Annotated in this window: 18 protein-coding genes; 11 read left to right on the plus strand and 7 right to left on the minus strand. The window is 35.5% G+C overall.

All coding sequences use genetic code 11. The features are described from left to right. The first annotated feature begins 20 nt into the window (after positions 1-20). Both miaA and FAF07_RS18000 read left to right on the plus strand, forming a co-directional pair. Positions 21-944 (plus strand): tRNA (adenosine(37)-N6)-dimethylallyltransferase MiaA, encoded by a 924-nt coding sequence (gene miaA, locus FAF07_RS17995; RefSeq protein WP_394344981.1) that lies wholly within the window; start codon positions 21-23, stop codon positions 942-944. A 27-nt stretch (positions 945-971) separates the two neighbouring features. Next, positions 972-1,772, plus strand: coding sequence for a TerC family protein (locus tag FAF07_RS18000; protein ID WP_142786420.1), 801 nt, complete (start codon positions 972-974; stop codon positions 1,770-1,772). Here the strand turns inward: FAF07_RS18000 and FAF07_RS18005 are convergent. The 4 genes from FAF07_RS18005 to ychF all read right to left on the minus strand — a co-directional run bounded on the left by FAF07_RS18005 (position 1,769) and on the right by ychF (position 8,998). Further along, a complete protein-coding gene (locus tag FAF07_RS18005) occupies positions 1,769-4,393 on the minus strand; it encodes a DNA gyrase/topoisomerase IV subunit A (RefSeq protein ID WP_142786421.1) in 2,625 nt (874 codons plus the stop codon). The two genes, FAF07_RS18000 and FAF07_RS18005, sit on opposite strands and share 4 nt — an antisense overlap. 126 nt (positions 4,394-4,519) lie before the next feature. Beyond that, positions 4,520-6,370 (minus strand): DNA topoisomerase IV subunit B, encoded by a 1,851-nt coding sequence (locus tag FAF07_RS18010; protein ID WP_142786422.1) that lies wholly within the window; start codon positions 6,368-6,370, stop codon positions 4,520-4,522. A 448-nt stretch (positions 6,371-6,818) separates the two neighbouring features. Beyond that, the gene (locus FAF07_RS18015; RefSeq protein ID WP_142786423.1) at positions 6,819-7,739 is read right to left on the minus strand and encodes a DMT family transporter; all 921 of its coding nucleotides are present in this window, start codon (positions 7,737-7,739) and stop codon (positions 6,819-6,821) included. 164 nt (positions 7,740-7,903) lie between these two features. After that, positions 7,904-8,998, minus strand: a complete 1,095-nt coding sequence (gene ychF / locus FAF07_RS18020; protein ID WP_142786424.1) for a redox-regulated ATPase YchF — start codon at positions 8,996-8,998, stop codon at positions 7,904-7,906. Between the two features lie 166 nt (positions 8,999-9,164). On the opposite strand from ychF, the gene FAF07_RS18025 reads away from it, so the two are divergent. Further along, the gene (locus FAF07_RS18025; RefSeq protein ID WP_185956477.1) at positions 9,165-10,604 is read left to right on the plus strand and encodes a carboxypeptidase-like regulatory domain-containing protein; all 1,440 of its coding nucleotides are present in this window, start codon (positions 9,165-9,167) and stop codon (positions 10,602-10,604) included. Between the two features lie 125 nt (positions 10,605-10,729). Here the strand turns inward: FAF07_RS18025 and lgt are convergent, their stop codons facing one another. Together lgt and FAF07_RS18035 are read right to left on the minus strand one after the other, a co-directional pair. Continuing rightward, entirely contained in the window at positions 10,730-11,563 is an 834-nt protein-coding gene (lgt, locus tag FAF07_RS18030) for a prolipoprotein diacylglyceryl transferase (RefSeq protein WP_142786426.1), read from the minus strand. Between the two features lie 364 nt (positions 11,564-11,927). After that, the gene (locus FAF07_RS18035) at positions 11,928-12,281 is read right to left on the minus strand and encodes a 4Fe-4S dicluster domain-containing protein (RefSeq protein ID WP_142786427.1); all 354 of its coding nucleotides are present in this window, start codon (positions 12,279-12,281) and stop codon (positions 11,928-11,930) included. Between the two features lie 66 nt (positions 12,282-12,347). Between FAF07_RS18035 and FAF07_RS18040 the strand changes: the two genes are divergently transcribed. From FAF07_RS18040 to FAF07_RS18075, 8 genes are all read left to right on the plus strand, one after another. Next, positions 12,348-13,406: an acyl-CoA reductase gene (locus tag FAF07_RS18040; RefSeq protein WP_142786428.1), complete on the plus strand. Its 1,059-nt coding sequence runs from the start codon at positions 12,348-12,350 to the stop codon at positions 13,404-13,406. A gap of 174 nt (positions 13,407-13,580) precedes the next feature. Further along, complete coding sequence (serC, locus tag FAF07_RS18045) at positions 13,581-14,645, plus strand: 3-phosphoserine/phosphohydroxythreonine transaminase (RefSeq protein WP_142786429.1); 1,065 nt, start codon at positions 13,581-13,583, stop codon at positions 14,643-14,645. A gap of 133 nt (positions 14,646-14,778) precedes the next feature. After that, positions 14,779-15,729, plus strand: a complete 951-nt coding sequence (locus tag FAF07_RS18050) for a D-2-hydroxyacid dehydrogenase (protein WP_142786430.1) — start codon at positions 14,779-14,781, stop codon at positions 15,727-15,729. 100 nt (positions 15,730-15,829) lie between these two features. Next, entirely contained in the window at positions 15,830-16,468 is a 639-nt protein-coding gene (locus tag FAF07_RS18055; RefSeq protein WP_142786431.1) for a DUF937 domain-containing protein, read from the plus strand. A 578-nt stretch (positions 16,469-17,046) separates the two neighbouring features. Continuing rightward, a complete protein-coding gene (locus FAF07_RS18060) occupies positions 17,047-17,484 on the plus strand; it encodes a DUF6146 family protein (RefSeq protein WP_142786432.1) in 438 nt (145 codons plus the stop codon). A gap of 36 nt (positions 17,485-17,520) precedes the next feature. After that, complete coding sequence (locus tag FAF07_RS18065; protein WP_142786433.1) at positions 17,521-17,826, plus strand: DUF6787 family protein; 306 nt, start codon at positions 17,521-17,523, stop codon at positions 17,824-17,826. Then, on the plus strand, positions 17,823-18,155 hold the full coding sequence (locus tag FAF07_RS18070) for a hypothetical protein (RefSeq protein ID WP_246067737.1): 333 nt from the start codon (positions 17,823-17,825) through the stop codon (positions 18,153-18,155). Before FAF07_RS18065 ends, FAF07_RS18070 begins: the two co-directional genes overlap by 4 nt. A gap of 57 nt (positions 18,156-18,212) precedes the next feature. Beyond that, positions 18,213-20,426 (plus strand): TonB-dependent receptor, encoded by a 2,214-nt coding sequence (locus tag FAF07_RS18075; protein ID WP_142786434.1) that lies wholly within the window; start codon positions 18,213-18,215, stop codon positions 20,424-20,426. Between the two features lie 281 nt (positions 20,427-20,707). On the opposite strand, the gene FAF07_RS18080 is transcribed toward FAF07_RS18075, so the two are convergent. Then, positions 20,708-20,983, minus strand: coding sequence for a hypothetical protein (locus FAF07_RS18080; RefSeq protein ID WP_142786435.1), 276 nt, complete (start codon positions 20,981-20,983; stop codon positions 20,708-20,710). Positions 20,984-21,020: the final 37 nt, after the last annotated feature.

Here is a 21,020-nt window from a genome sequence, read left to right on the forward strand (position 1 = left end):
TAACTTCAAAAATAAATACCATAGATTTTAAAACTAAATACCTCATCGCCGTTATAGGGCCAACTGCTATAGGGAAAACAGCGCTTAGTATAAAGTTAGCACAACATTTTAAAACTCAAATTATATCAGCAGATTCTAGACAGTTTTATAAAGAAATGCAAATCGGAACTGCGGCACCAACCGATGAAGAATTACGTGCAGCTCCCCATCATTTTATTCATCATAAATCTATCCATGACGATTACAATGTAGGTGCATTTGAAAAGGATGCCTTACTGAAATTAGATGAACTTTACAGAGATAATAACCTTGTTATTTTGGTTGGGGGTTCTGGGTTATATGTAGATGCAGTAACCAAAGGACTGGATTATTTTCCCGAGGTTAACCCAGAAATTAGAAATGAATTAAATATTGAACTCAAAGAAAAAGGACTGACCCATTTACAGGAAAAATTACAAAAACTGGACAATGAATCTTATCAAAATATAGCCATTGATAACCCGCATCGCGTTATTAGAGCTTTGGAAATTTGTTTGGGAACGGGCAAACCCTACTCCTCATTTCTAAATAAAGGTAAGGTTTCGCGAAACTTTAAAACCATCACTATTGGTCTTGATGCAGAAAGGCCTACCATTTACGACCGGATTAATAAACGTGTTGATATCATGATGGCCATGGGGTTGTTAGATGAAGTGAAACAACTTCAAAAGCAGCAACAATTAAATGCCTTAAATACGGTGGGTTACAAAGAACTTTTTAATTACTTAAAAGGAACATGGGATTTCGACTTTGCCATCTCAGAAATAAAGAAAAATAGTCGTCGCTTTGCAAAACGACAACTCACATGGTTTAAAAGAAATAAACAAACCCTTTGGTTTCCATACGATACTTCACTTGAAAATATTACCACGGAAATTGAAAAGATTATAACTGAAAATGATTAATTTTAATGGGTTCTAAAAAATAGTATTGTGTTAGACTTTTTACTTACGGGAGATGCCTTAATGGCACTAATAACTTTGACGTTTTTAGAAATTATTTTAGGTATTGATAATATTGTGTTCATCTCTATTGCCGCCAATAAATTGCCAAAAAACCAACGCAGTAAAGCTACCAACATCGGGTTGTTACTAGCCATGGTTCAAAGGATTATTTTATTATTTTTTGTATCGTTCTTAGTTGGTCTAAAACAACCATTTTATCATTTAGAAACCTCATGGCTAACTGTTAGCGTAAGCTGGCAAGCCCTTATATTGTTTGCAGGCGGTATGTTTCTAATTTATAAAAGTACTTCAGAAATACGGGATAAGGTTGAGACACCCACTCATGATAGAGATACTGTTAAAAATAAACGCATTAACTCCCTATCTCAAGCTATTGTACAAATTATAATTATCGATTTTATATTTTCAATCGATTCTATACTGACGGCTGTTGGGATGACAAACGGCTTACATCCTAACCATAACTACACCTTAGTACTCATGATTATTGCCGTAATGATTTCCATTGCTATTATGATTGGGTTTGCCAACCCTATTAGAAAATTTATTGATGTACACCCCAGTATTCAAATGCTAGGTTTGGCCTTTTTAATCTTGATAGGTTTTATGTTGATTACGGAAGCCGCCCATCTTTCTGAAACGTCCCTATTTGGAAAAACAGTTGGTGCTATTCCTAAAGGCTATCTTTATTTTGCCATTGCATTTTCGCTATTTGTGGAATTTTTGAATTACAGAATTACTAAAAAGACCCAGAACCCTAAAGATTAGAATAGTGTAATCTGTCCTTCGTCGTCTAGATCCTTAGGTTTCTCAGTATTGATTTCTTCAGAAATAGTTTCTGGATCTATCACGTCAAGTTCGTCCGCATGAACCTCTTCTGGTGCGCTGTAAGGCAACGGCTCTAGTATATTTATTTGATTCACTTTATCTTTAGTGAGTTGATTTCCTAAGGCGCTAATACCTTTAATGGATATGAATTCTTCCAAATTAATTTCAAGATTCTCTTTACGTTCTTTACCACGCTCTTTGGCAAAAACAATTTCTGCCATGGGTTTCCAGTCGGTTGAAACAATTTCTAATTGTGAATTAGGGTGTTCAGAAATAAAGGATTCCTCCCGACCTTCATTTTCAATTAAAAAGCGCTTCACGTAGTACAGTTCCTTTTCCCCATTAAAATATATGGCTGATATCGGTTTTTTAGGAATCCATTTTTCCATAACAATCATATCATTATCAAAATGCATGGTCACCTCTGGCGTCACCGTTTTGACAGTTCCAGTTTGGGTAATCACCAGCAATTTATCCTCGCCTCTAAACTCACCGACCAATTCGCCCCGACCATCGACATTTAATCGTTGTACCGCATCATCAAACCAGATTTTACGTGGCTTCAGCGTAGATACTCCTTTCTCCTTGAGCTCGATACGTTTAATAGAATATTTAGTTACTAAATTACCTTTTGAAACCCGCCCTTTTATTAAGATATCAGCAAAATCGATATCCCATTTTAACTTTTTGATGCTTCCTGCTTGACGTAATAAAATAGTAACCACCTCGGCTTCTCCATTAGGGTTTGCTGAAAAATAAAGCACTACAGATCCTTTGTTGCCATTGGTAAGGTCATATTCCCTATCACGCGTGACACTAGTTACTGCAAAACGTTTTATATAGGATGGTCCGCCTTTTCCATCACGATAGATCATATTGTAAATGGTCCGCTTATCTTTCTTTTTAAAGACCGCTACATGAATAATGTCTTTTCCAATAAAGGTTTTAGAATCTACCTTGGTCACCATCATTTTACCTTCTTTTGTAAAGACCACGATATCATCAATATCACTACAATCGCAAACGTATTCATCACGCTTTAAAGACGTTCCTACAAAGCCCTCTGTTCTATTTACATAAAGTTTCGTATTTCTAATCACCACTTTGGTGGCATCGACATCATCAAAAATTCGAATTTCGGTTTGACGATTTCGTCCTTCACCATATTCTTTTTTAAGTCTTGTAAAATAAGCAATGGCATAATCAATAAGATGCTCTAAATGGTGTTTAACCTCTGCAATCTGATCCTCTAAAGCATCTATTTTCTGCTGTGCTTTATCAATATCGAATTTCGAAATACGCTTGATTCGTATTTCGGTAAGCCGAACAATATCGTCCTCGGTAACCGCACGTTTTAAATGTTTAATATAGGGCTGAAGTCCTTTGTCTATGGCATTAATAACCCCTTCCCAAGTTTCTTCTTCCTCAATATCGCGATAGATCCTGTTTTCAATAAAAATGCGTTCCAAGGATGCAAAATGCCACTGTTCTTCAAACTCGCCCAGTCTAATTTCCAACTCCTGCTTTAAAAGCTGAACGGTGTTATCTGTACTCCGGCGCAGCATTTCGGTTACACCAACAAATAAAGGCTTATTATCTTCAATAACACAACCCAATGGTGCAATGGATGATTCACAACTTGTAAATGCATATAAGGCATCAATGGTTTTATCGGGCGATAGACCAGACGGTAAATGCACTAATATTTCTACCTCTGCCGCGGTATTATCTTCAATCTTTTTAACCTTTATCTTTCCCTTGTCATTCGCTTTTAAAATGGAATCTATGAGCGTTGAAGTCGTGGTGCCAAAGGGAATTTCCGTAATGACCAAAGTGTTCTTATCGAGCTGTGAAATTCTTGCCCGTACGCGAACCCTTCCGCCTCTTAAGCCATCATTATAGTTGGAAAAATCTGCAATTCCGGCTGTTGGAAAATCCGGTAGAATGGTAAATCGTTTCCCTTGTAAATGCTTAATGGACGCATCTATAAGTTCAATAAAATTATGTGGTAATATTTTAGTTGATAAACCAACAGCAATCCCTTCACCACCTTGTGCTAACAATAGCGGAAACATGACCGGAAGATTCACGGGTTCCTTTCGACGACCATCATAACTGGCTTGCCACTCTGTAATTTTTGGATTGAATACAACGTCTAAGCCGAACTTGGAGATACGTGCTTCTATATAACGAGATGCCGCAGCACGATCACCCGTTAAAATATTGCCCCAGTTTCCTTGAGTATCTATTAACAAATCTTTCTGACCAATTTGCACCATGGCATCTGCAATACTGGCATCACCATGGGGATGGTATTGCATGGTATGGCCAACAATGTTTGCTACTTTATTGTAGCGCCCATCATCCAAATCTTTCATGGAATGCATAATACGGCGTTGCACCGGTTTAAAACCATCTTCAATGGCCGGTACAGCACGCTCTAAAATAACATAGGATGCATAGTCTAAAAACCAGTCTTTATACATGCCCGTAATACGGGTGATGGTTTCTTGGGGCTCTTCTTGGTCGTTTATTAAATCGTCGTTGTCTTCTTCAATCATTAATTGCTAAACCTTATTTCTGGTACTCTGAGGGTCTTACCTAATTTATTTTCTTTACTATATAATTTATTTGACTTTTTGTATAGTTGTCTTATATAATTATTTCTCTTATTCTTACTAATTAATCTATTCTATAATGTCCAATTCCACCTTCAAATTGTCAATAATAAATTCTTGACGGGATGGGGTGTTTTTGCCCATGTAAAAAGACAGTAAATCTTCAATAGACATATTATCATCTAACATGATAGGATCTAAACGGATATCATCACCTATAAAATGCTTAAACTCATCTGGTGAAATTTCACCCAAACCCTTAAACCGTGTGATTTCTGGTTTAGGTTTTAATTTCTCAACAGCATTCCGTCGCTCCTCTTCAGAATAGCAATATATAGTTTCCTTTTTATTTCTTACTCTAAATAATGGGGTTTGTAATATATACAAATGGCCTTCTTTAATGACCTCAGGGAAGAATTGCAGAAAAAAAGTAATGAGCAACAATCTAATATGCATCCCATCTACATCGGCATCTGTAGCAATAACGACATTGTTATAGCGTAAATCTTCTAAAGACTCCTCAATATTTAAAGCGGCTTGTAATAGATTGAATTCTTCGTTTTCATAAACAATCTTTTTACTTAAACCGTAACTATTCAGAGGCTTTCCTTTTAAACTGAATACGGCCTGCGTGTTTACATCTCGCGATTTTGTAATACTTCCGGATGCAGAATCACCCTCAGTGATAAAAAGCGTAGTCTCTAAATTACGTTCGTTTTTAGTATCCCCAAAATGCACACGACAATCACGTAATTTTTTATTGTGTAGACTCGCTTTTTTAGCACGATCCTTAGCTAGTTTACGAATGCCCGATAACTCTTTCCGCTCACGCTCTGCTTGCATGATTTTTCGTTGGATTTTTTCGGCAGCATCTGTATTCTTATGCAGATAATTATCAAAATACTTTTTAACGAAATCATTGATATACGTGCGTACCGTTGGCAAATCGCCACCCATATCTGTAGAACCCAACTTGGTTTTTGTCTGACTTTCAAAAACAGGCTCCATCACCTTGATGGCAATGGCACATACTACCGATTTTCTAATATCCGAGGCATCGTAATTTTTACCAAAATACTCACGAATCGTTTTTACTAAAGCTTCGCGAAAAGCATTTAAGTGTGTGCCACCCTGCGTCGTGTTTTGACCATTGACAAAGGAGTGGTATTCTTCACTGTACTGTGTTCTACTATGGGTTAGCGCGACTTCAATATCTTCACCTTTTAAATGAATGATGGGATATAACCTATCCGTTTCATTTATATTTTCGGAGAGTAAATCCTTTAGTCCATTTTCGCTATAATACTTCTCGCCATTAAAAACAATCGTTAGTCCTGGGTTTAAGTATACATAGTTTTTAAGCATTTTAATGATATACTCATTTCTATACTTATAGTTTTTAAAGATAATTTCATCGGGAACAAACGATACCTTCGTCCCTTTTCGTCTGGAAGTGTCGTCAAGTAATTCTTTATTGATTAAGTTTCCTTGTTCAAATTCCGCGGAAGCGCTTTTATTATCACGAGTCGATTCTACTCTAAAAAATGAGGATAAAGCATTTACCGCTTTGGTACCCACACCATTTAGTCCAACCGATTTTTTAAAGGCTTTGGAATCGTATTTTCCACCGGTATTCATTTTAGAAACTACATCGACCACTTTCCCTAGTGGGATGCCGCGACCGTAATCGCGAACGGTTACTTTGGTGCCTTGAATAGAGATCTCTATGGTTTTGCCTGCACCCATAACATACTCGTCAATGGAGTTGTCCAACACCTCTTTTAAAAGGATGTAAATACCATCGTCTGGAGAAGAGCCATCACCCAATTTTCCAATATACATTCCTGGTCGCATACGGATATGCTCCTTCCAGTCTAGTGAACGAATATTGTCTTCGGTATATTTGGTTTCTTCAGCCATAAAATGGAGCAAATTTTAATGATAGAACGCTAATATAACACAAGGTTACTAATTAAAAAACAGCCCGTTCACAAAGTAATTAACAATCCTGCTATTGTTTTTGTTGAGAACCTAATTTTTGCTTGATTTTAGTTACCAATGTACATTTTACAGCTCACTATTTCTAAAATCATTGTTTTACACGTTATCGGAATTTCATATAAAATATATCTAAAGGTAGAATACTAAATATTGCTTTTTGCCTCGCAATAACATTTGGATGCGTCATTGCGAGGAGGTACTACGTGGCAATCTGCTGATAATTATCTAAGATTACGATGCAAGACTATTTATTTATAAACTGTAATGATTCAATTGAAAAGAATGCTTCGTTCCTCGCAAGGACGTTCGAATTAGTCGCAGTTTTCAGTCTCAGTCGCAGTATTCTGCATTCGTTAATTGTTATTCGTTAATCGGCATTCACTAATTTTTTATTTTTTTTTGTTGACACCAACACAATTCCAATTACAACTACCAAAGCGCCAAACAATTGCAATAATGTTAAGATTTCATTTAAAAAAATCGCCGCTAAAATTATGGTGGAAATAGGTCCTACACCTGCAACAATTGCAAAGTTAGAAGAGCTAATCATTTTTATGGATTTGGATACCAAAAACGACGGAATCACCGTAGCAAAAACCGCAATTAAAAACCCTAAAACATAGACTTCCCATGAAAAGCTAAACAGGTCAACTTTACTAATTATACTATAATGAACAAATACGCAAATACAAGAAACCAACATCGCATACGCCGTGAATTTAATCACGCCAAATTTCGGAATTAACCAACCACTCCCTACTAAATAAGAGGCATATGCTATGGCACTTAGCAATATGAAAACACCACCAATATAGGTGTCGCTTCCTGAAATACTTACCTCATCCCAAAAAGCAATCACAATACCTAAATATGTTAATACAATAGCACCAGCCTGAATTTTGGTTATGGGTTGTTTTAAAAATAGCTTATTTAAAAGTAATACCACTGTAGGATACAGAAATAAAATAATTCGCTCTAAACTGGCTTTTATATAGGTTAGCCCCACAAAATCAAAATAACTAGCTAAGTAATAGCCTACAAAACCAAAGAAAAATAACCATACATAATCTTTACGACCCACACGTATATTGAGATTTTGATTACGATATAAATAGGCAATAATAAGATAGAACGGAAATGAAAATAACATTCTTAGCAGTAAAATACTAATGGCGTCAACTTCATAATTATAGGCTAATTTCACCATTACGGCTTTGGAAGAGAAAAGTACGATTCCCAGAATACCGATAGCAATTCCGTATATAAACGTTTTAGTAGCTTGTTGCATAAAGCGAATATATAAGAGGATGTTTTAAAATGATTTCATATCCATTGAAGAATACGATGTTCAGATAACGTTACTAAATATATTGCCATATTTTTATAAACAAAAATAACAAGAAATGTACTCAACAACTAAACGAATAACGATTTAACGTCTCAACATCAAAATTACACGTTAAACAAGAAATGCATCACATCGCCATCTTTAACAATATAATTTTTTCCTTCTACACGCATTTTTCCAGCTTCTTTCACTTTGGCTTCACTGCCAAAAGCGACATAATCATTATAGCCAATAACTTCGGCGCGAATAAATCCTTTTTCAAAATCCGTATGGATTACTCCAGCCGCTTGTGGCGCGGTAGCCCCAATATCAACCGTCCATGCGCGCACTTCTTTTACGCCTGCAGTGAAGTAAGTTTGTTGATTTAAAAGTTTGTATGCCGAACGAATTAATTTAGCAGAACCCGCTTCATCTAAACCTATGTCTTGTAAAAACATCTGGCGCTCTTCGTAATCATCTAACTCATTAATATCTGCTTCTATCCCTACGGCTAGTACCAGGACCTCAGCATTTTCATCTTTTATAGCGTCTTTAACTTGCTCTACATACGCATTGCCTGAAACAGCAGCACCTTCATCTACATTACAAACGTACATGACGGGTTTGTCAGTAATTAGTTGCGATGGCTTAACAAAATCTTCATAATCATCCTCGCTAAATTCTAAAGCTCTCACAGAGATTCCAGCTTCTAATCCGGCTTTTATTTTTAACAACACCGCTTCTTCTTTTTGGGCTTCTTTATTACCCGTTTTTGCAGCGCGCTTTACTTTATCTAATTTCTTTTCTACGGTATCCAGGTCTTTAAGCTGCAATTCCATATCGATGGTTTCTTTATCTCTAATAGGGTTGACATTACCATCCACATGCACAATATTGTCATTATCAAAACAACGCAATACATGTAAAATGGCATCGGTTTCTCTAATATTGGCTAAAAACTGATTTCCTAAACCTTCACCCTTACTGGCGCCTTTTACTAATCCTGCAATATCTACAATCTCTACAGTTGCTGGTTGTACACGCACGGGTTGCACCAATTCTTCCAATTTTTCCAATCGCGGATCTGGTACGTTTACCACACCAATATTAGGTTCAATTGTGCAAAACGGAAAGTTGGCACTTTGCGCTTTTGCATTTGATAAACAATTGAATAAGGTCGATTTCCCCACGTTTGGCAATCCTACAATACCTGCTTTCATTTTTTTAGATCATTAGATTAAAGAAACAAGAACCAAGACCTTGGTTTTTGCGACTGCAAATGTAACTATTTCCTTTGTTATTTTTTGTAACATTATCAAGCTTTAATCGTTAAGTTGATATAAACCATCGAGAATGAAACATCCGCTTATAGTCTTAATTTTTTGTTTGAGTTATTTCACTGTTTTTCCACAGCAGATTACCGCGAAATTAGTTGATAAAAGTAACGGCACTCCTATTCCATTTGCCACAATAAAAACAGGAGCCTTTAGTGGTGTTATTTCTAATGAAGAAGGCTATTTTACTGTTAATTTAGAAGATGATCTAAAATCCGTTACCATATCCTGTCTGGGTTATCAAAACAAAATAGTGAGCATCCAAGCGATTGAAAATTCTAATTATTTAATTGAACTGGAGGAAGCCATCAATCAATTAAGTGAAGTTTTTATAAGTAATAAAAAGCCCAATGCAGATGCTATTATTGCGAGGGTTAACGCGAGAATTACAGATAATTATAATACCAACCTCAACAAATACAACATATTTCATAGAACGACCGATTATGTGGATTTTAAAAGTCTGGTCTTTGAAATTGAAAAAGCATCCCATGTTAAGAAAAAAAATCTGGAATCTGCCAATGCCAACTTAGAAGCCTTATCGAAAAAAATCCGTGCCAGTGATATGAAACATTTTACGGATTTTAAAGGCGCATTGTACAGTTTAAATAAAGACAGTAGCAAACTCGTGGTACACAAAGCCACAAAACTGATGGACTTTAAAAACGATTTTTCTATTGATGATATTCAAGATAAGGCGCAAAGCATCGTACTGACCTATTTAGACACCACAAAAACCTATAAACTAAAAACAGGATTGTTTAAAATTGAAGATTCCTTATCCTTAAAGGATGAAGATTTTAAAGACGACCGTGAAAATGAGTTCGACTTACCACATTTAAATAATGAAACACGATCCTTATTACGACGTGCGCAATTTTATAAAAACTCCTTTTTAAACCGCATTTTAAACCCCGATAATTACGACTATTCGTTTGTTAGCACCACTTATAACAATGGCGACTTAAGCTATGTGATTCGTTTTGAACCGCGAAAAGGAAAATCGAAATACACCGGAAAACTTTTTGTAAGCGATAGCACTTATGCCATTACCAAAATCGATTATACTTATTATAAAAACCGCCATGGTCAAAAGCTGAACTTAAAATGGCTATTAGGCGTTAAATTCATATCCAATATTAGCGAAGGCACGATCTTGTTTGAAAAAAATAGCAATAATATATACCAGCCAAAATATATCAAGCGCACTTCAGGCAGTTATTTTTATGTCAACCGCGATGTAAAATTTATTGAAAATAGCCGCGCCAGAAACAAAGTGGGTTTTAGTTTTAAAATTGAAGGCGATAATCGTAACAAACAAGAATTGCTATTTACTGCGAATACAAAGCTTAGCGACAACGAGTTTGCTACTATTACACAGGATAGTATAGCACCTTATACCCTATTGAGTAAATTTGAAAAAACCATTTGGGAAAACGAGGAGACTTTAGAGCCTTTACAGGAAATGAAAGCGTTTGAGGTTGAGGAGTGATTTTGGGGTTATGATTATCGGTTTGAGTATGGTTTGTTGCTTGGTTAAGTAACTAATCCAGGAAATAAAAACTAAATAGAAAATCCTCACGGATTTTCGTAAGTAGCCTCAAATCAAGCAATTAATTATATACCGTGCTGTACAATGGGCTTTTTATTTGTCAGTATTAAAATCAGTCCGACAATGACAAAAGGAATACTTAAAATTTGTCCCATATTTATTGTCATTCCGTTTTCAAAACCGACTTGATTTTCTTTAAAAAACTCTATTATAAATCTTGCTGAAAATAGTAAGGCTAGAAACACTCCTAGAATCAGTCCGTTAGTTTTTTCTGTATCTCTGTTCTTATAGATAAACATTAATATTCCAAATATTAAAAGATACGAAAATGCTTCATAAAGTTGAGTTGGGTGTCTTGGTATTAAATCCTCTCTTTGAAAAATAACCCCCCAATGTCCATTTGTCGGTTTTCCATATATTTCCGAGTTCATAAAATTCCCAAATCTTATGAAAGCGGCTGCAATTGGTGCAACAATTGCAATTCTGTCTAAAACCCATAAAAAGTTGGTTTTATATTTTTTACAATAGATTCCAATTGCTATTAATACTCCAATAGTTCCTCCGTGACTTGCTAATCCTTGAAATCCGATGAACTTATATGTATCTCCAATTTTTTTAATCGGTAGTAAAATCTCGATTGGATTTTGAAAATAATAGGATGGGTCATAAAATAAACAATGTCCAAGTCTTGCTCCCAAAATTGTCCCAACAACTATATAGATAAATAACTTTTCTAAATTTTCAATAGGTATATTTTCTTTAAAGTAAATACGTTTCACAACGTAATGTGCTAAAAGAAGCCCTGTAATAAATAACAAACCATAATATTTTAAAGGAAAAGAATCAGTTATCCAATATATTACTGGGTCAAGATTCCAATTTATAATTCCATCATGCATTCTTTATTGTGGGGTTTTTGACTTGTGTACATCGATTAGAATATGAACTCGTTTAAACTTTTTGGATTGAGGCGAAAATTAGCCATTTTGTAACCAGTTGAAGGCTTTTTTGAGTTGCATAGCATCGCTACGGAACGAAAAAAAAACAAAAAAAGAGTGCAAAAGGACAGTTTTTTAGCTAATTTAAAAAGTTTAAATGAGTTCTATAAATCTGTTTCAATGATTTATATCCACCGATGAGCAAAATTAAAATTTTCTTACTAGAATCACTAGAAAGTCAATTCTATTTATCTAATGTTATAAACAAAAAAATCCCAAGCATAAAGCTCGGGATTTTTATTATAAAGTATTGTAAATAATCTACTTAGCCTTCTGGGTGCATAAAGCGTTGTTTTGCCAATAATTCCTCTTCGGTTTCCACCACATCTTCATCTGGCACACAACAATCCACCGGACATACCGCAGCACATTGTGGCTCATCATGAAAGCCTTTACACTCTGTACATTTATCGGGTACGATATAGTAAATTTCATCACTTATAGGTTCCTGGGCGGCATCCGCATCTACCTCATGACCGTTTGTTAAAACCACAGTACCGTCTAAACTGGTACCGTCTTTATAGCGCCAATCATCAGCTCCTTCATATATTGCCGTATTTGGGCATTCCGGTTCACAGGCACCACAATTTATACATTCATCTGTTATAATAATTGCCATAGCATTTTTTCTTTCTAACTTTGCATGGCAAAAATAACGCCAAAACTATTCATAACCAAATAGACGATGCATTTACAAGAAAGAATTAACGCTTTTGTAAAATTAGGACATTTTTTAAGTCAATTCTCTAATGAAGCTATCGAAATGAAAGACGATATTGAACACAACGCCCTGTTTTTCGATGGTTTTAGACATCAACTCAAACTGGCAGAAGAACACAATGGGTGGTTTACCAAAGAAAATATCACATTTGCCTTAAAAGGTTGGGTGGAATCGTTAACTGAGGACAACCTAAAAAAATGGTTGAAACCGTATTCCATTGCTATTGAATCACCAAAACGCGTGGCCATTATTATGGCTGGTAATATTCCCTTAGTGGGCTTTCACGATTTTCTGTCGGTATTAATATCGGGGCACCACGTATTGGTAAAACAGTCCAGTAACGATAAACAATTACTCCCCTATTTAACGAAGTATTTAGAACATATCGAACCCCGTTTTAAAGGCGCGATACACTTTACTGAAGATAAGGTTGAAGATTTTCAAGCAGTAATTGCAACAGGGAGTAATAATACAGCGCGTTATTTTGAATATTATTTTAAAGGGAAACCGACCATTATTAGAAACAACAGAAACTCCATAGCCGTTTTATCGGGTGAAGAAACCGAAGCCGACTTAAAAAATTTATCTGAAGATATCTTTAGGTACTATGGTTTGGGATGCAGAAATGTCTCTAAAATATATGTGCCTACAGGTTATAAATTTGATGCATTTTTTGAAGCCATGTATCATTGGCATCCTATTGTTAATAAAGCCAAATACGCCAACAATTATGATTATAACAAAGCGGTGTATTTAATGAGTGAATTTGACATGTTGGAAAACGGCTTTTTTATGATTAAGGAAGATGAAAGTCTGTCGTCTCCAATTGCGACGCTTTTCTACGAATATTATAATGACAAGGAACACCTGAAGCAAATCTTAGACTCACAAAAACAAAACATTCAGTGTATTGTAGCCAAAGATTTTACTAAAACTGAAATTCCATTTGGGCAGACACAAAAACCGCAACTTTGGGATTATGCAGATGATGTGGATTCTATTGAATTTTTGTTAGGAATATGACCAAAAAATTATCATTTTTATAACACTTAATACCCAATTAATTAGCAACTTTGCATCTCTAAATACCTCATTTTTTATTCTTCCTAAGCGAAGACTATTTGATGGAAAACTGAATATTAATTAAAATTACCCAATACATGCCCTTTCCTTTGGAAAGGGTTAGGGATAGGAAAAATGAAGAAACATAACTTTAGTGCAGGACCATGTATTTTACCTCAAGAGGTGCTTTTAAAATCATCAGAGGCCATCCTTGATTTTAATAACAGTGGTTTATCTTTAATCGAAATATCTCACCGAAGCAAGCCTTTTGTTGATGTTATGGAGAAAGCCAGAGCCTTAGCTTTAGAGTTACTTGGCTTAGAAGGCAAGGGCTATAAAGCCTTATTTTTACAAGGAGGAGCCAGCACACAGTTTTTAATGGTGGCTTTAAACCTTTTAGAAAAAAGAGCGGGATACCTAAATACCGGTACTTGGGCTGACAAGGCCATTAAAGAAGCAAAAATCTACGATGACATTTATGAAGTGGGGGCTTCAAAAGAAGCAAACTATAACTACATCCCTAAAGGTTACGAGATTCCAGAAGATTACGATTATTTTCACTGTACCTCTAACAACACTATTTTTGGAACTCAAATGAAGGCATTTCCAGAATGTTCAATACCCATGGTATGTGATATGAGTAGTGATATATTTTCTAGGGTTTTAGATTTTTCAAAATTCGATCTAATATATGCTGGAGCACAGAAAAATATGGGTCCTGCGGGTACCACACTTGTGGTCGTTAAAGAAGATATTCTTGGTAAAGTATCACGCAAGATTCCATCGATGATGGATTATAAAACACATATAAGTAAAGGTAGCATGTTTAACACACCTCCCGTATTTGCTGTGTATGCATCTATGCTCACTTTAGAATGGTTAAAAAATCTTGGAGGCATCAAAGCAATTGAAGAAGAGAACGATAAAAAAGCGAGTTTGATGTATTCTGAAATTGATTTAAACCCATTATTCAAAGGGTATTCCACTAAAGAAGACCGTTCGAATATGAATGCCACATTCACGTTAGAAAACGAAAATTTAAAGGAGACCTTTGAAACCATGTTGAAAGAAGAAGGGATCAATGGCTTAAATGGTCATAGAAGTGTGGGTGGTTACAGAGCATCCATGTACAATGCCTTACCGCTTGATAGCGTAAAAGTATTGGTAGAAGTGATGAGCGAGCTGGAGAGTAAAGCTTAAAAAGAGTCTCAGTTGGCAGTGGCAGTTAGCAGTTGCTTGCTCAGGCTCATAAAAAATAAATCAAATACAAAGTGTAAAGTATAACAGTTCTCGCAACTTTTAACTTTTAACTTTTAATTTTTAACTTAGAAAGATGAAAGTATTAGCAAACGACGGGATTTCACAAAGCGGTATTGATGCACTTGAAAAAGCAGGTTATGAGGTTATTACAACTACAGTAGCACAAGAGCAATTAGAAAATTATATTAACGATAAAGACATTGCGGTGTTATTGGTTAGAAGTGCCACCACAGTTCGTAAAGAATTGATCGATGCCTGCCCAAGTTTAAAAATCATTGGTCGTGGTGGTGTTGGTATGGATAATATTGATGTGAAATACGCTAGAGAAAAAGGCCTTCATGTGATCAATACACCAGCAGCCTCATCGCACTCGGTGGCAGAACTCGTTTTTGGTCATTTATTTGGTTTAGCCCGTTTTTTACATAACTCTAATAGAGATATGCCTTTAGAAGGCGATTCAAATTTTAAAGGTCTTAAAAAAGCCTATGCCAAAGGTACCGAGCTTAAAGGCAAGACTTTAGGCGTTTTAGGTTTTGGACGTATTGGTCAAGCAACTGCAAAAGTAGCTATTGGTGCTGGAATGAAAGTGGTGGCTTTTGACCCGTATATAGAAAAAGCAAACTTAGAATTAGACTTTTTTGATGGTCAGAAATTGAATTTTGAAATTGAAACGATTTCTAAAGAAGACGTTCTTAAACAATCCGATTTTATAACCTTGCACGTACCTGCTCAAGATGGTTACGTTATTGGGAAGAAAGAGTTAGATATTATGAAAGATGGGGCTATTTTGGTTAACGCCGCACGAGGTGGTGTGGTTGACGAAGTGGCTTTAGTGGAAGCGCTTACAAGCGGAAAAATATCACGTGCTGCACTGGATGTTTTTGAGAAAGAACCGAAACCGGAAATTCAATTGTTAATGCATCCTGCATTATCACTTACGCCACACACGGGTGCTGCCACCAATGAAGCACAAGATCGAATTGGTACCGAATTAGCAGATCAAATTATAAGAATATTGGGGTAAATTATCTACCTGTAAATTATATAAAAGAATATCAAAACTTCTATCAACTATGGTAGGAGTTTTTTTTGTACTTTATACATCTATAAAAACATAAAAAACAATGGCAGGTATATTAGATTTATTAAATAGCGATTTAGGAAAAACAATTATTAGCGGTGTTTCAAGTGAAACCCGTCAACCGCAAAATAAAACCCAAGATGTGCTAACCATGGCGATGCCACTTTTAATGGCAGCCATGAAACGTAACGCCCAAAGCCCGCAAGGTGCTCAAGGCCTACTTAGTGCTTTAGATAATAAGCACGACGGAAGCATCTTAGACAATTTAGGTAGTTTATTTGGTGGCGGTGTAGACAATAGCGTAAAAAACGATGGGAAAAAAATTCTAGGTCATATTCTTGGAGGCAAACAACGCAATGTGGAGCAAGCTCTAAGTCAGAAATCTGGTATGGACATGGCTGATGTCGCTCAAATTTTAAAAGTAGCTGCCCCTATCCTACTGGGAATCTTAGGGAAACAAAAAAGAGAAAATAATGTGAATAATCAAAGTGGTATTGAAGGCTTACTAGGAGGTTTACTTGGTGGCAATTCAAAACAGCAGGAACAAAGTTTTCTTGAAACGATTCTGGATGCCGACGGAGACGGTAGCGTCATGGATGATGTAGCAGGCATGGTGTTAGGAGGAAATAAAAAGAAAGGCGGTCTTGGAGGATTGTTAGGCGGCATGTTCGGAGGAAAATAATATTTAAGATTATACGATAAAAAGAGGATGTCTAAAAAGACCGTCATTGCGATCCCGAATATTCGGGAGAAGCAATCTGTTAAGGCTCTAGTTTATTAGTGCGTTGTTTTAGTAATATGTATTCAACATAAACATGTTTGACACATTAGATAATTAAAAGTAAGCCTACTTGCAGGAACGATCGTAAATCTGAGGATAATAGATAAGAAATTAAAGTATTAAGCCACGAATTACACTAATGATCACGAATAGAAAAATCTAAAGATTTTTCTATTCGTGATATCATTTTTGTCAATCATTCCACGAATTTTAAATGAGCTAAGCTCATTTATTCGTGCTAATTAGTGTAATTCGTGGCAAAAACCAATAATATCAACGCACTAATAAACTAGAGCCTCTGTTAAATTTAAGTTACTGATTAACAGATTACTTCGAAATTAAAATTTCTGGTAATGACGAATAAAAATGACTTTTTCGGACAGCCTCTTTTTTTTTGTTAAAAATTACAAAATGGCCGTTTTTAAATAGAGTTTTTCGTAACTTTAAAAGTAATCATGCTCATAAAAATAAATTTAAAAATGAAACTTGTCTTAATAATTTTAATTGTGTGTTCCTCCATAGTTGGCTGTCAATCATCTAAAACAACGACTCCACCTCAAGATGAACGTTTGGCCAATGTTAAGGATAGTGATACGGTAACCATAGCCAATGATGAGCTGGAATATCAAATCATTATAATCGAACCTGGTTTTAATTTCTGGTTAGCAAGTAGAGCTAGGCCAGAAGGGTTTTATTCCCAAAATTATTTAGAAAACCGCAACCTTATTTACGTGATTGAATGGAACAATAGGGTTAACCAACCCTTTCGATATAACCCGGATTTATATGAAATGCAAATCGATTATCAACAAGGCATTGACTATGGCTATGAAGTGAACTATAAGCTCTACAATTATTTCATCTATTTTCAATTGACCTATAAGCAAAGATTAGGGCCTTTTGTTCCTAGAATTTAAATCACTTTAGCTATTTTTGCACTCTAAATAATTATTTTGAAGAAATTAAAGGAACGCTGGGGTGTTGAATCTAATTGGCAAATTATAGTCATTCTAATCGTATTTGCAGTTACAGGATCTACAGCTTCATATATTGGAAAACCTATTTTAAACGGCTTAAATATAACATCTGAATCTATCTCTACCTTTGGATATTGGGTGATTCGTATTTTATTATTGTTTGTTGTTTACCAATTTATGCTGGTGTTTTTTGGCTGGTTGTTTGGACAATTTAATTTCTTTTGGAATTTCGAAAAAAAGATGCTTCGCCGTTTAGGCTTAAAACGTTTAGTTGATCAGTGACTATTTGGAAAGAACATATCGCTTTTAAGACAGTGACGGTGTTACTAATATTGACACTTTTAGTGCCATCTGCAGTAAAATTTTCTCATATATTCGCCAATCATAAACATGAAGTTTGCTTAGGCGAGCAAACGACCCACCTACACGAATTTGATTTAGATTGCGAATTCTACAAATTCAAATTAAACACGGCTTATACTTTCGAAGTTCTGACCGTTGATTTTTTAAGCAGAATAAAATCAACAGAACCCATAGCATCACAATACTTCTTTATTAGTAAATTTCAACGTTTACAAACCGCACTTCGCGGACCTCCCGCTTTAGTTTAATATCTGAAATCGCTGAAACTGTTCAGCAACAATTCATATTAAATTAAAACCATTACAATGAAACTATTAATTAATACGCTGCTATTATTAGCGGTAACAAGTATATACGCCCAAAACAGCCTAACCGGAACCGTTTTGGACGAAAACAGCAATAGTCCCCTAGCCTATGCGAATGTCTATTTTTCTCAGCTTGAAAAAGGCACTATAAGTAATGAAAAAGGTCAATTTCTATTGGAAAACTTACCATCTGGTATGCATACCCTAGTGATCTCCATAATAGGTTATGAAACAAAATCCCTCGTCATTACACTACCAACACTGGACTATCTAGATATAGCCTTATCACCATCGGCTATCGAAATGGAGGACATTATTATTTCTACACCATTTCATAAACTGCAACGTGATAATGTTATGAAAGTAGAACAACAACGCATTTCTGATTTAAAAGCCCATGGGTCTATAAACCTTGCCGATGGGATTACAAACATAGCGGGTGTTGAGAGCATCACAACGGGATTGGGCATTGGTAAACCCGTGATTAGGGGTTTAAGTTCCAACCGTGTTTTGGTTTATACACAGGGGATCCGATTAGAAAATCAACAGTTTGGCTCAGAACATGGTTTGGGCATAAACGATGCAGGAATTGAGAGCGTTGAAGTTATTAAAGGTCCTGCATCATTGCTTTATGGTAGCGATGCCTTAGGTGGTGTGCTCTATTTAAACCCTGAAAGATTTGCTCAAGCTCATAGTAATTCAGGCGATGTATCTGCAAACTATGTCAGTAATACATCGGGATATATTACAAACGCTGGCTATAAAGCATCCTCAGAACATTTTAAATTTTTATTTAGAGGAAGTTTGACCGAACATGCTGATTATGAAACTAAAAACTATAGCGTTACCAATACACGGTTTAGAGAACAAGATTTTAAAGCAGGAATGGGCTATCAGTATAAGGCTTTTAAAACCGAATTACGATATAATATCAATCATGCAAAATTGGGTATTCCAGAAGGTGTTGGCGAACAATCCAATAATCGTTCACCATTGCTTCCTTATCAAGATATTACCAATCATATATTTAGCTCTAAATCTTCAGTTTTTTTTAACAATTCAAGATTAGATATCAGTTTAGGGTATATATATAACGATCGTAAGGAGTTTGAAGAGCTTCATCACGAAGACGAAAATGAAGAAGAAGACCATGAGGAAGAAGATGAAATATTGGAAGCAGCATTGTATATGAAGCTTAAAACTGCCAATTATGATATTAAATACAACCTCCCAAAACTCGGTAAAGTAGAGACCATTGTTGGACTTCAAGGCATGCATCAAACCAATTCAAATTATGGCGAGGAACTACTTATACCTGATGCCACCACAAACGATATTGGCGTTTTAGCAACCTCTCATATTCATTTTGAAAAAGCAGATGTGCAGCTAGGTGCTCGCTTTGATAATAGGACTTTAAGTATTGAATCTCAAGAGAAACAATTCAACAGCTTTAATGGTGCTATGGGTGTTAAAACGAATATCACAAATGCACTGGTTGCCAGATTAAATCTTGCGACTGGTTTTAGAGCTCCTAACCTATCTGAATTAGCTTCAGATGGTACGCATGAGGGCACGAATCGTTATGAAGTTGGAAATATCGATTTAATAAGCGAACGAAATTTCCAAACGGATTTAGCTCTAGAGTTTCAAAGTGAGCATTTAGAGGTGTTTGCCAATGGGTTTTATAACATCATAAACGATTATATATTTTTATCCCCCAGTGGGTCATTTATTGACGGCGATCCCGTATTTAATTATATCCAAGATGATGCCACACTTTATGGTGGTGAGTTTGGTTTTCACTTGCATCCACATCCTTTAGACTGGTTGCATTTTGAATCTAATTTTGAAATGGTCATAGGAAAACAGAATAATAGGGATTACCTCCCGCTGATTCCTGCAAACACCTTAAATAATACCATTCGTTTAGAATTTGAAAAATCTTGGATTAAAAAAGGCTATGCCTTTATTAAACTCCGTTCTACCTTTAAACAAAATAAGGTGAATGCTTTTGAAACTGCAACCGACGGATTTAATTTATTAAGTGCTGGCTTTGGTGGTAGTTTTAAAATTTTAGATAACGAGTTACTTATTTCTATATCTGGAACTAATCTTTCCAATAAAAGATATATAAATCATTTATCTAGATTAAAACCAGATGGTATATTCAATATGGGGAGAAATATAAACGTGGGCGTTACTTACAAACTGTAAAAAAATTATCCACTATATGTCATGTCGCTTATTCACCCGTCATGCTGAACTTGTTTCAGCATCTCATCAATGACTTTCTCAAAGCGACCCTGAAACGAGTTCTAGGTGACGAATATGTAATGGCTATTTCATGAAAATCAAAAAGAGGCTGTTTGAAAACTAATTAACTCTTGTCAAACTGAGCGCAGTCGAAGTTTCAATGTTTTGAAAACCAAAGCATTTCGACTGCGCTCAATGTGACATTTAAGCTAAAAATCGACTTTTCAGATAGCCTCTTGTTTTTATACTTCAATCATGGTTTCTTCTTTCTTAGTTTGAAAAACATAGGTATAAAACCACATGATGGTAAATGTTGGGATGATATCAAAACCGGGAATGGCTTCTTCTATAAATGAGAACACCCCTCCTATTTTACCTTTTCGTCCTTTATAAAGCTTTGTCATTAAATACCCTGATACTGGCGCCCAAATAATATCAACAAATGTGATCATACCTATAGCATCAAAAATCAAACTTAATACGAGTTTTTTATTTTTACTTAAATTTTCTAAATTCATAATTATTGGTTTCTTTAATTAATGCAAAAAAGATACC

This window comes from Changchengzhania lutea, assembly GCF_006974145.1.
GTDB classification, from domain to species: domain Bacteria; phylum Bacteroidota; class Bacteroidia; order Flavobacteriales; family Flavobacteriaceae; genus Changchengzhania; species Changchengzhania lutea.